General features: G+C 70.0%; 11 protein-coding genes. 7 read left to right on the forward strand and 4 right to left on the reverse strand.

Annotated features, from left to right (window positions below):
* Window positions 1-46 precede the first annotated feature (46 nt).
* The 3 genes from NL1_RS13450 to NL1_RS13460 form a co-directional block, all read right to left on the reverse strand.
* Window positions 47-2,929 carry a hypothetical protein gene (locus NL1_RS13450; RefSeq protein WP_067838801.1) on the reverse strand — a complete coding sequence of 961 codons (2,883 nt, stop codon included), beginning with the start codon at window positions 2,927-2,929 and terminating at the stop codon, window positions 47-49.
* On the reverse strand, window positions 2,926-5,658 hold the full coding sequence (locus NL1_RS13455) for a DUF6603 domain-containing protein (RefSeq protein ID WP_067838804.1): 2,733 nt from the start codon (window positions 5,656-5,658) through the stop codon (window positions 2,926-2,928). The genes NL1_RS13450 and NL1_RS13455 overlap by 4 nt, the downstream gene beginning before the upstream one ends.
* Before the next feature lie 147 nt (window positions 5,659-5,805).
* On the reverse strand, window positions 5,806-6,444 hold the full coding sequence (locus NL1_RS13460; protein WP_067838807.1) for a TetR/AcrR family transcriptional regulator: 639 nt from the start codon (window positions 6,442-6,444) through the stop codon (window positions 5,806-5,808).
* 224 nt (window positions 6,445-6,668) lie between these two features.
* On the opposite strand from NL1_RS13460, the gene NL1_RS13465 reads away from it, so the two are divergent.
* The 7 genes from NL1_RS13465 to NL1_RS13495 all read left to right on the forward strand — a co-directional run bounded on the left by NL1_RS13465 (window position 6,669) and on the right by NL1_RS13495 (window position 13,553).
* On the forward strand, window positions 6,669-7,520 hold the full coding sequence (locus NL1_RS13465; protein ID WP_067838887.1) for an alpha/beta fold hydrolase: 852 nt from the start codon (window positions 6,669-6,671) through the stop codon (window positions 7,518-7,520).
* On the forward strand, window positions 7,517-8,545 hold the full coding sequence (locus tag NL1_RS13470) for a VOC family protein (RefSeq protein ID WP_067838809.1): 1,029 nt from the start codon (window positions 7,517-7,519) through the stop codon (window positions 8,543-8,545). The genes NL1_RS13465 and NL1_RS13470 overlap by 4 nt, the downstream gene beginning before the upstream one ends.
* Window positions 8,542-10,293 carry a bifunctional 3-(3-hydroxy-phenyl)propionate/3-hydroxycinnamic acid hydroxylase MhpA gene (gene mhpA, locus NL1_RS13475; protein WP_067838812.1) on the forward strand — a complete coding sequence of 584 codons (1,752 nt, stop codon included), beginning with the start codon at window positions 8,542-8,544 and terminating at the stop codon, window positions 10,291-10,293. Before NL1_RS13470 ends, mhpA begins: the two co-directional genes overlap by 4 nt.
* Window positions 10,290-11,105, forward strand: a complete 816-nt coding sequence (locus NL1_RS13480) for a 2-keto-4-pentenoate hydratase (protein WP_067838815.1) — start codon at window positions 10,290-10,292, stop codon at window positions 11,103-11,105. Before mhpA ends, NL1_RS13480 begins: the two co-directional genes overlap by 4 nt.
* Window positions 11,102-12,043, forward strand: a complete 942-nt coding sequence (locus NL1_RS13485; RefSeq protein WP_067838817.1) for an acetaldehyde dehydrogenase (acetylating) — start codon at window positions 11,102-11,104, stop codon at window positions 12,041-12,043. The genes NL1_RS13480 and NL1_RS13485 overlap by 4 nt, the downstream gene beginning before the upstream one ends.
* Complete coding sequence (gene dmpG, locus NL1_RS13490) at window positions 12,040-13,044, forward strand: 4-hydroxy-2-oxovalerate aldolase (protein ID WP_067838819.1); 1,005 nt, start codon at window positions 12,040-12,042, stop codon at window positions 13,042-13,044. Before NL1_RS13485 ends, dmpG begins: the two co-directional genes overlap by 4 nt.
* A gap of 203 nt (window positions 13,045-13,247) precedes the next feature.
* Window positions 13,248-13,553: a hypothetical protein gene (locus NL1_RS13495; RefSeq protein WP_067838822.1), complete on the forward strand. Its 306-nt coding sequence runs from the start codon at window positions 13,248-13,250 to the stop codon at window positions 13,551-13,553.
* 135 nt (window positions 13,554-13,688) lie between these two features.
* Here NL1_RS13495 and NL1_RS13500 read toward each other — a convergent pair whose 3' ends face one another.
* Window positions 13,689-15,236, reverse strand: a complete 1,548-nt coding sequence (locus NL1_RS13500; RefSeq protein ID WP_067838825.1) for a bifunctional phosphatase PAP2/diacylglycerol kinase family protein — start codon at window positions 15,234-15,236, stop codon at window positions 13,689-13,691.
* Window positions 15,237-15,337: the final 101 nt, after the last annotated feature.

A 15,337-nucleotide genomic window follows, 5' to 3' on the forward strand; every position in this document is an offset into this window, starting at 1 on the left:
CGGCGACCCGGTAGTGAATGGGCATCATCGGCTCCTTGGTCGGGGGTCACGGGGGTGGGTCGCCGATCATGCGCGACGGCGAGAACGCCAACTGGAACGGCCGTTGGAAGGCGATGCGCGCCATATCGGCGGCATCGAAACCCCATTTCGCGAAATGCGCGTCGTGCAGCGGCAGTGGACGCGGCGGTTCCGGATTCGGCGACGGCGTCGGCGGCAGAACGCCTTGCTGCTCCGGCACGACGAATCCGCGGCCGTCCTTGGGCACGTCGGCCCACGTGAGATCCGCCCACTCGTCGAACCGCGGCGAGTCCGCCGTCTTCAGGTCGAAACCGAACTGGGTGCCGCGCATCGGTTCCCGCAGCACGAACAGCCAGCGTTGGCCGATCGCATCCTGCGCGTCGAGGTCGAAGCAATACAGGCTGGTCCGTTCGTCGACCGCCAGAACGAAGTTGGGTTCCTTCCATTCGCCGCCGACATCCGGAACCCGCCCGTCGAGGGTCGCCTTCGCGGCGAGCACGCTGGTGCCCGGATACCGCTGCAGCACCTCGCCGCGGATCAGCAACACCAACCGGTCCTTGCCGCGGCTCGCGTCGTGGTCGCCGAGTTTCACGTCGTTGTCCCACAGCGCGATCTCGCCGTACTCGGGCTCGGACAGATCACGGCCGGGCCAGAAACGCGCGAACGGTGTGCCCGCTTCGTCGGTCGGATATTCGCGCCAGCGCAGTTCGCGATTGAATTCCTGGTTCAGCCCGACGAGCAGCGCCTCCACGAACGCCGAATTCGTTTCCAGCAGTGTCGTTTTGTTCTCCGGGAAGCCGGAGATGCCTGGCACGGTCCACTCCGGCCACCGTTGCAGCAGCTCGGCGCCGATCGGGAAGAGGAAACGCGGGTGTTCCATGATCGGCCGGAACGGGCGGCGATCCGCCACGCTCCGGACGGACACGGCGGGCGAGTTGATCGCCTGTCGCATCGACTCGACCAGCTGACCGACGGGTTCGAGGCGCGCGCGCACGGACCGCGCGAGCTCGCCGAGCACGCGACTGTCCCCGAACGGAATCGCGGCGACGGCGCCGATGTTCTCACCGTTGATCGCGCGACGCAGCCCGCGCAGCGCGACCGGCGCCGGGGCGAGCACCAGCGTGCGCCCGCCCGCCATCTCGCCGGACATGGTCGTCGTCAGGGACGCGAGCTGCTCGGCGGCGGTCGCGCCGACGAAACCGCTGCGGTCCGCGAAGAGCGTGTGCTGGCCGGCGAGCAGTCCGGCCATCGTCTCCACCGCGAACCGCGCGGCGGGATCGTTCACCACTCGTGCGGTCCGTTCGCCCGGCTCCGCGCCCGCCAGGGTGGCTGTCGGCGGCCTGACCTCGGTCCGCTCGAAATACTCGCGCAGGGCGGGCGTCGAGGGCATGCCGGACGCCATCTCTCCCGCCGCGCGGGCGGTCCGCCTGGCGAGGGCGCCACCCCCGCGGGCGAGCCGGACGAACGCGGTCGAGGCGACCCCGTCCGGCGCCGCGGACTGCGCGAGCACGCCGGCGAGCGAGGTGTTCGCGAACATCTGCGAGTTGTCGCGCAGCGGGTCGGCCAGCTGGGTCAGCGCGGCATCGGTCATCGCGCCGAGATGCTTGCCCTGCGCCTTGGCGCCCACCACCGCCGCCAGCTCGGTCGCCGCGAGGAGTCTGTTCGCCTCGTCGATCGCGCCGACCTGCTCCCACGCCCTCGCCATCAGGAATTCCTGCTCGAGCTGCACGTATCGGGCGCCGAGCGCGGCCGGAATACGGAACTGCACCTGCTGGTTCAGCGCGTTCATCCAGCCCTCGGCGGGCACCGTCTGGACGCCGGTGTGGTGACTGCCGTACAGCGGGGGTGCGACGGCCTTCTCGTCGCGGTCCAGCTCCAGCTTCCCGCGGCGGGCGGCGGGCGCGTCGAGTTGCTTCTTCAGCTCGGTGCGGAAGGTCTCCATCGCGTCCTGGTCGGTCCACCGCTCCTTGTCGATCTGCGTTTTCGGCAGTCGCAGGGCGCCCTGGATGTCGACGGTCACGACTTCGTCGGCGCCTTCGAGGACGTCCGCGTGCGGCCACGGGTTGCGGACGTCGATGGTGCGAGAACCGAAGCCGGGCAGCGTGTTTCCCTGCACGGGCCGGATCTTGCGCGCGAGTTCCTCGAAGGAGCCCTCGGCGCCGGTGCGGAACCGCCAGGCGTAGTAGACCGGAAGGCGAGCGCCCGCACCCACGGTCCAGGCATCACTCGCGGCGTCGGCCGTGTGCCCGTCGCCGCCGAGTCCGGCCTCGCGACCGCCCTTCGTCGCGGGCACCACGCACGCCAGCCAGCCCGTGTGGGGCGCGAGTTCGCGGGGACAGATCAGCCGGGAGATCACCGCGTCGACACCGGTCCGCAGATCCGCGGCGACGGCCGGTTCCGGCGGCTGGCCGTCGTCGACCCGGGCCTCGACATGCGCCCACGCCCAGGAGTGCCGCAGATCCGGCAGTGCCGCGGCGGGCGCGTCGATCACGGGCAGCGGTCGTTCGTCGGGAAGGAGCCGGGCCTCGTCTTCGCGCAGCACGATCAGCACCAGCCACGGGCGGCGCTGTTTGCCTGCGGGCGTGGTGATTTCGGTTCCGGGCAGACTGAACATCCAGGGCAGCGCGCCGTCGGCGAATTCGATCGTCGCCAGATTGCTCGAGATGCCGTTGGGGCAGCCCGCGGGCGGTTCGACGCGAGTCACCATCGCCGGGTCGAATCCCAAGGTGTCGCCGGGACCGAGCAGCTGCAGGGCGGGGCCGTCGAGCTTGCCGAGGTCCTCGGTGTCCTGGCCGGTGAGGGTGCGGGTGACTCGGACCTTCGGCTGGAACTTGGGCCTGCCGAACTCGGCCCGGTCGGCTGTGGCGGCCGCGCCGATCGCGACCGACGAGACGAAGAAGCGGCGACTCATCGGTTCACCACCATCGGCCGGGCGGCGCTCGCCTGCGCGGCGCGCCAGCGGTCGACGCGTTCGGCGGCGGTGACCGGACGCGACCAGGTCTCGAGCAGGAACCGGGCCTTGCCCACCCGCCGGATGCGCTTGGGACGGTCGTTCTGCGGGAACCAGTTCCCGTCGACCTCGTAGTCGGTCTCGTAGGTGTCCTCGGCGAGGCGAGCCGGACCGATGTCGAGATCCTTTTCGGTGAGCGCGAATCCGCTCGGATGTTTCTCGAAGGCCGGGGCGCCGAGTTGCCGGTCCTCGGTCATGGCGAAGAACTCGCCGGGGACGAACAGGTTGTCCTTCGGCCTGCCCAGGTCCGCCGGATTGTTCGGCTCGAGCTCCACCTCGGCGAACTTCCATTCCTGCTCCGGAACGGAGACCCGGTGGAACCGCGCGATCTTCCGCTGCAGCGGAACGACGGTCTGATCGACCACGAGGGTCGAATCCGGTTGCGCCACTGCGCCATCGGCGAGTGCCTTGGCCGCGTCGTCGGTGAATTTCACCCCTGCCCGCTGCGCCGTGCGCTCGATCGCCCACGTCTCGCGCCGGGCGATGACGGTGCGCAATTCGGCGAGGATGTCGGCGGGCCGCGGCGTGACCGCGGGCTTGTCGCCCCAGCGGACATCGAAGTCCAGCGACACGTCCCAGAAGAGCACGGAAATGCTTCCGGTGCCGAAGGCATGCCATTCGCCGGGGCCTTCCAGCGTGAAATCGAGCCCGATACTGGCCAAGCGGCGGCCGAACGCCAGCACCGCCACTCCGGCGTACACGTGCACGGAGAAGAACAGCACCGGATCCCACACCAGCAGCGCATCCAACCCCAGATTGCCCTCGACCCCGCAGCCCGCGATGGTGGCATCGAGTTGCAGTTTGGCCCCGAACTGCAGGGAATTCGAGGTCAACGCCAGGTACGCCTCGGCACGCAACCGCAGGATCCCGCCGCCCAGATTCATCCCGAGCCGCTGGAGTTCCGGCACACCCGCCGGGCGCGGGTAGCGCGGATGGAAACCGCCCGCGGACAGCACGAGCAGCGGATCGCCGCCGCCGCGGAACAGCACGTAGATCTGGCCGGTGAGCGGAAGGCCCACGATCCAGGAGCCGTTCAAGGAGACCAGGAACTCCACCAGCGGGACGCCGGGATCGATCCGTCCGAACACGCTGGCCTGCAACAGGATCAACGGCACAGCCGGATCCGGCACGGCGACCACGACGCGCCCGAGCAGGACGACTCGTGCGGGCTCGGGGAGATCGAGCACGACCGCGACGGCGAGCGTGACGATCCGTCCGCCCCAGTTGATCCGGACCATCGGGCCGACGACGAACCTGCCGCGCGCCACCGGGAAGCACGAGTCCAGCGATCGGGTGATCTCGTCGGCTCGCGCGACGACATCGTTGCCGGGGAACAGGATTCGATCGGCGTTGCCCTCGCCGACCAGACCGCGCAGCCGTTCGACGTCGACGCGCCGGTTGACGCCGACGATGCCGCCGACCGCGTCGAGCGCGAAACCGAACCCGAGCTGGACGCCGGGATACGGCAGCTGCACGCCGAGGAGCACCAGGAAGGACAGCGGCTCGAGGTTCAGCACCCCGACGGCCTGCACACCGACGACGCCGAGATCGATGTCGAGCACGCCGCGGTAGCCGCTGCCGTCCCTGAGGAGCGCACCGCCGCCGGAAACCGGTGCGAGCGCGAGAGATACGCCGATGTCCGAGGGCATCTCGGCGTCGAGTTGCGGGCGCACGCCGATACCGCCGACGCCGATGTCGATCGGAATCGACAGTCCCATGCCGCCGAGCAGCAGGGCCAGCGGCAAGCCCGGCGGTTGGGCGAACGCGGTGAGTCCGGGCTGGAGGGCGAGCTTGCCGTCCACCATCCCGAGCCCGACCGTGCAGCCGCGCGTCGACACTCCGGGCAGGTTCAGCCGCAGCGGAAGGTTCACCTGAATGCCGCTGTCCGCGAACCGGATTCCGTTCGACCGATCGGCGTGCACGGTCAGCGGCGCGCTCGTCGGCCCCACCGACGCACCCTTCGGCGCGCCGAGCAGTGCGGCGATCGCCTGCGGCAACACGGCGGCGCGGAACTCGTGCAGGGCGACCTCGACGGCGAACGGGCTGCCGGGGCTCACCCGAAGCCGGGTCTCGAGGCGCGAGGTCGAAGCGCCGGGGCCGTCGGCGGCTCCCAGCGTCAGTCGCTGTTTACGGAACACGCTGAGCGAGGCCGTGCCCGCCGCCGCGGGCGGTGCCGGGTCACCTTTGGTGAGCGTGGCGCTCCAGACGGACTGCGCGGCGACGGTGACGGTCGCGTCCCATTCCGGGGTGGAGGTCAGCGACACGGTGGCATTCGTCCCGGCCGTCACGACCACGTCGACGGCCGGGCCCGGCGAGAACGCGAGCACCGCGCGCCCGCCCGCGGCGGTCAGCACCAGCGCGAGCCCGTGCGGCGCGCCCGGCGCCCGCCGCCACCCGTGCACGCGAAGTTCCGGCGGGAGGACAGGGACGATCGTGTGCAGGAGGTCCAACAGCGCGCCACCCTGCGGAAGACCGGGCAGGGGATCGAGCAGCCTGCCCTGTAGGACGGGCTCGGTCTCGCCCGCGAGCGGCTGAAGGGGGTTCAGCGTCGGAGCCAAAGGGGCAAGTTCGTCTTCGACGAGCCGCCACAGCATCGGCGAGACGGCATCGAGCAGTTCGCGAGGGTTCATGGCCCCTCCTCCCGTTCATCGGCGACACCGACGTTAGGGAGGGCCGCGAGTGCGGTCACGAGTAGTGAACTACTCAGCCCGCCGCCATCCGGCCGAGCTGCTCCCATTCCCGGGGCGGCTCGCTACGTGCCCGGTCGAGCGCACCCGTCAGAGCTGCGGCAGCGTGGGCAGTTCGGTGGAGGCGAGCTTCTGCGCCGCGCGCTTGTTCATGCCGAACATGCGCAGCATGCGGAAGGCCATCTCGTCCGAGAGAGCGTCGGCGTCGGCGTCCGGCTGGGCGTCCAGCAGTTGCAGCAGGCCGAGCATCGACCCACCCGCGGCCATCACGGCCAGGTCGGGGTCCATCGGCTCGAAGCGGCCCGCCTCCTGAGCCGCGACGATGTCGCGGCGGGCGCGCGGCGCGAGACCCTCGTCTCGCAGCATGATCGACATGCCGGAGTTCAGCACGACCCGGATGATCTCGGGGACCTGCCGCTGCAACCGTCCGGTCATGCGGAAGCTGACGGTGAACACCTCGGCCGGATCGTCGTACAGCGCCACGATCGCGTCGCGCATCTCGCTGTAGACCTGCAGCGCCGAGCGGACCGCCTCGTCGAACAGCTGCTCCTTGGACTCGAAATGGTTGTAAAAGGAGCCGAATCCGACATCGGCGGCGTCGGTGATCTCCTGGATGCTGACCGCGGAACGACCCTCCGAGAGGAACTTGCGCGCCGCGCCGAGCAGTGCGTTGCGGGTGCGCTCACGGCGCCGGTCGACGCGGTTGCGCACTACGGGTTCGGTGGTCATCGGCCCTTCTCCCACTCGGAATCGACATGAGAATCGTATCTGAGGAAACGATCAGCGACGATTCCGCATCGCGCCGCCTCATCCCGCGTCGCACCCCACCTGGCTCCCAATCTCCGACATTGAGGCCGCCATCTTTTCTGATGTTCTCATCATTTTCTCTTGACAAACAGTTTCCTCGTAACTGATGATTTCATCATCTAACTGTGGAGGTAGCTGTGACAAGCATCGACAAGGGGGTCGGCGCCGAGCGGACGGTTCGGGTCGGCGACCGCGAAATCTTCCTCGCCGAGTTCGGTGCGGGCCCGGCCGTGGTGCTGCTGCACGGCGGCGGCCCCGGTGCGTCCGGGCTCTCGAACTACTCGCGCAATATCGAGGCACTGGCGCGTCGCTTCCGGGTCATCGTCCCGGACATGCCCGGATACGGACGGTCGACCAAGCGGGTCGACCAGTCCGATCCGTTCGGCGATCTCGCGTCCTCGGTCGGCGGCTTGCTCGACGCGCTGGACCTGCCGAGCGCGCACCTGGTCGGCAACTCCTACGGCGGCGCCGCCGCGCTGCGATTGGCCATGGACCGGCCCGAGAAGGTCGGCAGGCTGATCCTGATGGGCCCCGGCGGCGTCGGCACCACCCGGGCACTGCCGACGAAGGGCTTGCAGTCCCTGTTTGCCTACTACGGCGGCGACGGCCCGAGCCGGGAGAAGCTGGCCACCTTCGTGCGCGAGCACCTGGTCTACGACGCCAGCGCGATCACCGAGGAGCTGATCGACGAGCGGTACCGGGACAGCCTGGATCCCGAGGTCATCGCGAATCCCCCGTTGCGCAGGCCGTCGGGGCTGCGCACGGTGTGGCGGATGGACTTCACCCGGGATGCCCGGCTCAACACCGTGCACCACCCGACGCTGGTGATCTGGGGCGCCGAAGACCAGGTCAACCGGCCCGAGGGCGGGCGCATGCTCGCCGACCGCATGCCCAACTGCGACCTGTTCCTGGCCGCACGGACCGGCCACTGGGTGCAGTGGGAGCGCGCTGACCTGTTCAACGGACTGGCGACCACGTTCCTGGAGGCGAGGCCATGACCGACTTCCTGCGCCCGAACACCGACGGCTCGGTGTTCGGCGCGGTGCACCTGGGCTACGTCGTGGTCCAGTCACGGCGGCTGACCGACTGGGATCGCTTCGGCGCCTTGGCGATCGGCATGCACGTCGACCGGCTCGACGCCGACACCATGCGCTTCCGGCTCGACGACCGGTCCTGCCGCTTCCTGATCGAGCGCGGCCCTGCCGAAGACGTGCTGGCCTTGGGCTGGCAGGTCGACGATCACGAGACGTTCGACCGGATCGTCGCCCGGATCGCCGACCGCGGGGTCCCCCTCGCGGAAGGCACGCCCGAACAGGCGGCCCTGCGCGGCGTGGAGCGGCTCTGGCGCTTCCCGGGCCCGAAAGGCATTGCCACCGAGATCTTCACGACGGCGGTGACCACGGCGGAGCCGCTGCGGATGCTGAGCTCCGGTTGGGTCACCGGCGAGGCGGGCATGGGTCATGTCGCGATCGTGTCCAGGGAGCCGGAGGCGATGTGCGGCTACTACCGCACGGTCTTCGATTCGCGCCTGTCGGATTTCATCGACGAGAACGTCTCGGGACTGAGGATGAAGATCCGCTTCCTGCGGGTCAACGAGCGTCACCATTCGATCGCGATCGCCAACATTCGCGGCGTGAAGATCGACCCGATCCGAACGCGGGTGCAGCACATCAACATTCAGTCCGCGACCTTGGACGACATGCTCGCCTCCTTCCAGCGCGTCACCGACCTCGGGTTCCGTATGGCGTGGTCGGTGGGCCAGCACACCAACGACCGGGAGCTGTCCTACTACTGCGTGACGCCGTCCGGCTTCGAACTCGAAGTGGGCTGGAATCCGATCGTCATCAAGCCCGAATGCGAGTCGACCTGGGAACCGAGCACCTATCAGGGCATCAGCATCTGGGGCCACGGCACCGTCGGGCAGACGGTGCTGGACAAGTTCGCCCAGTTCCGCTGCGCCGTCGAGACCGTACGCACACCGGAGATCACCGTGCCGCAACTGTCGGGAGGACTTGCGCGATGAGTGCATTCGACTACGACGTCGTAGTCGTCGGACTCGGGCCGACCGGCCTGACCCTGGCCAACCTGCTCGGCCGCCGCGGCGTGCACGTGCTGGTGCTGGAGCGGGAACCGGAGTACTACGGCCTGGCCCGCGCGGTCTACACCGACGACGAGGGCATGCGGATCTTCCAAACCGCTGGTACGGCAGACGAACTGGCCGCCGATATGAACCTCGATTCCACGGTCCAGTGGGTGCGCGCCGACGGGTCGCTGCTCGCGCAGTTCAACCAGGTCGAGCGCACCCTCGGCTGGCCGGTGGTGAACTTCCTCTATCAGCCGTATCTGGAGACCAGCCTGGAACGCGCGCTCGAGCGCTACCCGCACGTCACCGTGCGACGCGGCCGCGAGGTCGTCGACTTCGACCAGGACGCCACGGGTGTCGGCGTCGAGCACGCCGAGAGCGCGGGCACCGGCTACGGCAAGAACCAGACCGAGCCCGACCGCAGGACCTCCGAGCGGGTGCGGGCGCGGTACCTCGTCGGCTGCGACGGCGGCCGCAGCGTGGTGCGCACGCGGCTCGGCATCGACATGACCGGCACCAGCTTCCCGGAGCGGTGGCTGGTGGTGGATCTGAAGGCCAAGGAGGGCGTGGACGCGTTCCGGCACCTGCCGTATTTCAACTTCGTCTGCGAGCCCGAGCTGCCGATCGTGTCCTGCCCGCAGCCGGGCGGGCACCACCGTTTCGAGTTCATGCTCCGGGAGACCCAGACCAAGGAGGAGATGGAGGACCCCGGCAACGTCCGGGCGCACATCTCGCGGTTCGTGAACCCCGACGAGGTCGAGGTCTTGCGCAAACTCGTGTACACGTTCAATGCGGTCGTCGCGGACGACTGGCGCGACGGGCGCATCCTGCTGGCGGGCGACGCCGCGCACATGACACCCCAATTCATCGGGCAGGGCATGAATTCCGGTGTGCGCGACGCGGACAACCTGTCCTGGAAGCTGACCGCGATCCTGCGCTACGGCGCCGACCCGGCGATCCTGGACAGCTACGAAGCCGAGCGCCGCCCGCACGCCAAGGCGATGATCACCATGTCGGTGTGGATGAAAAACCTCGTCTCCGTGAACAATCCCGTGGCGGCCCGGATCCGCGACATCACGCTCACCACCGCGCTGCGCACGCCGGGGCTGGGCGGCTGGATGCGCGGGGCGAAGATGAAGCCGGAAGCCCGCTTCCGCCGCGGCGCCTATCTGGGTCTGCCTCGGCGCGGGTTGCGCGGGGTCGAGGGCACCCTCGCGCCGCAACCGCAGGTGCGCACCTACGACGGCAGGCACCGCCGCCTCGATGACGTCCTCGGCCTGGGATTCGCGGTGCTCGGCTACGGCGTCGACCCCCGTGCGGCGTGCAGCGCCGAGGACCTTGCGGTGCTGGACGGTCTCGACTGCCACTTCGTCACGGTCTATCCGCTCGGCGGCCGTCCCCAGGGCAGGCCGGGCGACGGACGCGGCGGCAGCGACCAAGTGGCCGACATCGAAGACCACACCGGCGAACTGGCGTGCTGGTTCCGCAAGGCCGGAGTCCGCCGCGGCGACGTGATGGTGCTGCGGCCCGATCGATTCGTCTTCGGAACCGCCCGGCGCGGCGACAGCGCGGCACTGGTCGCGGAATTGGTTCGCCAGCTGCACCTGCGCACCGGAGCGGACCGGACGCCCGAACCCGAGCTCACCGTGGAGCACGTGACCACCCCCGACTACGAGGAGTCCCGATGACCTCGACCGTGACCGAAAGCCCCGCGGTCCTGGCCGCCGCCGAACGGCTCGCCGCGGCCGCGCGCACCGGCGAGCCCGCCGCGCCCGTGCGCGATCTCATCGGCAGCGACGACATGGAGGCGGCGTACGCGGTTCAGCGGCTCGGCGTCCGGCGGCGCGTCGAATCCGGGGCGCGCGTGGTCGGCCGCAAGATCGGCCTCACCGCGCCCGCCGTGCAGCGACAGCTGGGCGTCGACCAGCCGGACTTCGGAGTGTTGTTCGCCGACATGGACGTTCGCACTCCGGCGGCCGATCGGCCGCGCCTGCTGCAACCCAAGATCGAGGCGGAACTGGCCTTCGTGCTGGCCGCCGATCTCGACGCCGACGAGTTCGACGCCGTCAGCGTGCGCGACGCGGTGGACTACGCGGTCGCCGCGCTGGAGATCGTCGACAGCCGCATCGCGCGGTGGGACATCACCTTCGGCGACACCGTCGCCGACAACGCGTCCAGCGGATGGTTCGCGCTCGGCGAGCGGCGGCTGTCTCTTGCCGATTTCGAGCCGCGCGACATCGACATGAGCATGCGCGTCGACGGCGAGATCGTCTCCACCGGAACCGGTTCCGCGTGTCTGGGCGACCCGTTGAACGCGTTGGCGTGGCTGGCCCGCACCGCGCGCGCCCTGGGCGATCCGCTGCGCGCGGGCGAGATCGTGCTCTCCGGCGCGCTCGGCCCGATGGCGCCCTTGCGTCCCGGCGCGCACGTCCACTCCGAAATCCACTTCGGCGCACAGTCTCTCGGCACCGTCGGCTTCACCATGGAGGAAACCGCATGACCCGCACCAAGGTCGCCGTGATCGGCTCGGGCAATATCGGCACCGATCTGATGATCAAGGTGCTCCGCCTCTCGGATACCCTCGAGATAGCCGCGATGGTCGGCATCGATCCCGCCTCCGACGGTCTGGCGCGGGCGACGCGCCTCGGCGTGCCCACCACCGCCGACGGCGTGCAGGGCCTCATCGCCATGCCCGATTTCGCCGAGATCGACATCGTGTTCGACGCGACCTCGGCGCGCGCGCATCTCGCCAACACCGAAGCCCTTGCCCCGCATGGAAAACGGCTGATCGACCTCACTCCGGCCGCGATCGGGCCGTTCGTCGTCCCGGCTGTCAACCTCGACGCGCACCTCGACGCGGGCAACGTCAACATGGTCACCTGCGGTGGGCAGGCGACCATTCCGATCGTCGCCGCCATCTCCCGCGTCGCGCCGATCCCCTATGCCGAGATCGTCGCGTCGATCGCCTCGAAGTCGGCGGGGCCGGGAACCCGCGCGAACATCGACGAATTCACCGAGACCACCAGCGCGGCGATCGCCGCGGTCGGCGGCGCCGAACGGGGAAGGGCCATCATCGTGCTCAACCCCGCCGAACCGCCGCTGATCATGCGCGACACGGTGCTCGCGCTCATCGACGATCCGGAGCGGCGCGCCGAAGACGCGGTGCGGCAATCGATCCGAGCCATGGTCGAGTCCGTCGCGGCCTATGTCCCTGGGTACCGGCTCAAGCAGGACATCCAGATCACGCCGGTGCCGCAGGACGCCCCGATGCGCACCCTCGTCGGCGACCGGCCGGTGACGCACCAGGTGTCGGTGTTCCTCGAGGTCGAGGGCGCCGCCCACTATCTCCCCGCTTACGCCGGGAACCTCGACATCATGACCTCCGCGGCGCTGCGCGTCGCCGAACAGATCGCCCGAGCCAGGGAGACAGTGCGATGACCAAGGTTTTCCTCCAGGACGTCACGTTGCGCGACGGTATGCACGCGCTGCGCCACCGCATCACCCCGCAGACCGTCGCGGGCATCGCCGCCGCGCTCGACGCGGCGGGCGTCGACGCGATCGAGGTCGCGCACGGCGACGGCCTGTCCGGCGGCAGTCTCACCTACGGGCCGGGCAGCAACACCGACTGGGAATGGCTCGCCGCCGCGGCCGAAGCGCTCACCACTGCCCGACTGACCACGCTGCTGCTGCCGGGCATCGGCACCATCGAGGATCTGCGCCGCGCCTACGAACTCGGCGTGCGCTCGGTGCGAGTGGCGACCCACTGCACCGAGGCCGACATCGCCGCGCAGCACATCGCCTACGCCCGCGAGCTCGGCATGGACGTCTCCGGATTCCTGATGATGAGCCACCTGAACAGCCCGGCCGGGCTGGCTCAGCAGGCGCACCTGATGGAGTCCTACGGCGCGCACTGCGTGTATGTCACCGATTCCGGCGGGCGGCTCACCATGAGCGGCGTGCGCCAGCGGGTGCGCGCCTATCGCGCCGTGCTCGATCCGGACACCGAGATCGGCATTCACGCGCACCAGAATCTGTCGCTGGCCGTCGCCAACAGCGTCATCGCGGTCGAGGAGGGCGTGACCCGGGTCGACGCCTCGCTGGCCGGGCTCGGCGCGGGCGCGGGCAACACCCCGCTGGAGGCCTTCGTCGCGGTCGCCGACCTCACCGGATGGAAGCACGGCGCGGATCTCGACACGCTCACCGACGCCGCCGACGACCTCGTCCGCCCACTCATGGACCGGCCCGTGCAGGTCGACAGGGAAACCCTGGCCCTCGGCTACGCCGGGGTCTACTCCAGCTTCCTACGGCACGCCGAAAACGCCTCCGCCACTTACGGTGTCGACGTCCGCACTCTGCTCACCGAAGCGGGACGCCGAGGCCTGGTCGGCGGCCAGGAAGACATGATCGTCGACATCGCCCTCGAACTCACCAGGAAGTGAGCCCCTGTGGCAGAGTCCGCCTTCTCTCGTCGGCGCATCGTCGGTGTGGGATCTGTTGCCGCGCAACATGAGCCGCTGATTCACAGGAAAGCCCGCCGCTCACAGCCGACTACCAGACTCATCGCACCCCGGTCACAGCACCGCAGCCTTCGATAGGAGAGGTGAGTCACCGCGACTCACGCTCCGAGAGAAGGGAATTCCGAGTGCTTTCCAAGACGAACATCCGCCGAGGAGCGGTCCGGGTCGCCGTCGCGGGCGCCCTGGTGACGATTCCGTCGGCCGCCGTGGCCGCCACCGCCAGTGCCGAAGCGCAGATCACGCAGGTGTCGGAAGGCATCGCGCTCGACAATGCCAGCCATCCGCATCCGGGGCCCCAAGGGTTCCCCGGCCACCCTGGCCCGGGCGGACCGCGCGTGGAGTTCCGCGGGCCGGACCGCGACTTCCCCGGCCCGGGCCCGCGCATCTTCCGGCAGGAGCTCCCGCCCACCGGATCGTTCGGCAGCAGCTAGCCCGCAGCCATAGCCGCCGTTCATTCCGCCTCGATATGCCGAAGGCCACCTCCCGGTGCGTTGGGAGGTGGCCTTCGCTTCGGCTGCGGACCGACTCCACAGTGGCGACCCCGCGGCAATTGTCGCGGATGTGAATCACGCTCGCCAGCGAAATGGCCTGCGGTGGTGCGGGCGTGGGCGTGCTGCCCAGCGCGGGTTGTCCTCGTCGCGGCGGTAGGCCGCGACCTGGCCCGCCACCGAGAAGCGCAGACTGCGTGCCTCGCCGAGGACCTCACCGTCGGCCGCCACCGCTTCCGGGTCGCGCACCTGCACGATCAGCTCGGGCACTTGCAGTTCGTTGTAGACCTTGCTGCGGCCGATGGCGGCCAGCAGCAGGGCGAGCACCGCTCTGGTCCGGGAGAACCGCAGATCGGCGCGCAGCCAGCGCACGTCGAGCAGGCCGTCGTCGAGACGAGCGCGGAACGCGGGCACAGCGCCGTGCGGATGGTAGGCGCCGTTGCCGATGAACAGGAACCACACGTCGTGCCAGCGCCCGTTCAGGCGAATGCGGACCGGCTGCGCGCGACGCAGGACGACCACGAGGGCGGCGGCGAACGCGGGCCATTTACCCCACCGCGGTTGCCATTTGTCGCGCAGCCGCACCAGATCCGGGTAGGCGCCGAGGCTGGCGGTATTGATCAGGTAGTGGGTGCGCGCGCCGTCCTCGGTGTCGAGTTCCACGCTCGCGATGTCGACCGCGACCGCCTCGCCCGCGCCGGTGGCGTCGACCACCTCGCGAAGGTCGTAGACCCCGAGGTCGCGGGCGAAATGGTTCAGGGTGCCGGTGGGGACGACGACCAGCGGCAGTTGGTGGCGCAGTGCCACCGCCGCCGCCGCGGCGATCGTTCCGTCCCCGCCCGCCGCGCCCACCGCGAACGCCCGCTCGGTGCGCGCCGCCAGGGCTTCCTCGAACTGCTCGATGCAGTCGCGACCGGGTTCGGTGCGCAACACGGTCGCCGCGGGCAGCGCCTCGGCGATGTCGTCGGTCGGGTCGTAGCCGGGGTCGCCCGACGCCGGATTCACCAGCACGACAAGCCCTTTGCCCTCGACGAGCATCGGCACCTCGCGCACCGCGTGGGCTGCGGCCTCGTCCGACTCGCGCACCGGCCACCAGCGCCGCGAGGCCATCGCCACCCCGGCGCCGACGGCCGCGCCGACAACCACATCCGAGCTCCAGTGCACACCGGTGTGGATACGGGAGTAGGCGACGGTGGCGGCCAGCGGCGCCACCACCACCGCGGTGCGCGGACTCTCCAGCGCGACGGCGGTCGCGAACGCGATGGCGCTCGCGCTGTGCCCGGACGGGAACGACGAGGAGGTCGGCACCCGGACGAGCCGCCGATGCGGCGGCAACAGCTGGGCGGCGGGCCTGCGGCGGGCGATCAGCGACTTGAGCACCACGTTGACGGTCACGCTGGCGACTGCCACGGACACCACGCCGCGCAACGCGGCCCGGCGCGTCGCGCCCTGCCGGGTGGCGAGCGCCGCCGCGACGACCGTCCACAACACACCGCGATCCGCCGCCCGAGTCAGCCGCACCATGCCCCGGTCCACCGCCGACATCGGAATCCGTGCCACCGCACCGGTCACCGCGTGATCCACATGCTGCACCCGGCGAAACGTCCGGCCCAACAACGCACTCATTCCGTCGAAAGTACAGCGCCCGCAACACCCGCGCGCGAGACAGTGGACCGAGGCGGGCGGCGCACGCGGGAGGCGCTGCGCCGGGAATCCGCGGAAAAGAA

Source organism: Nocardia lijiangensis NBRC 108240, assembly GCF_001613045.1.
In the GTDB taxonomy this organism is placed as follows: Bacteria; Actinomycetota; Actinomycetes; order Mycobacteriales; family Mycobacteriaceae; genus Nocardia; species Nocardia lijiangensis.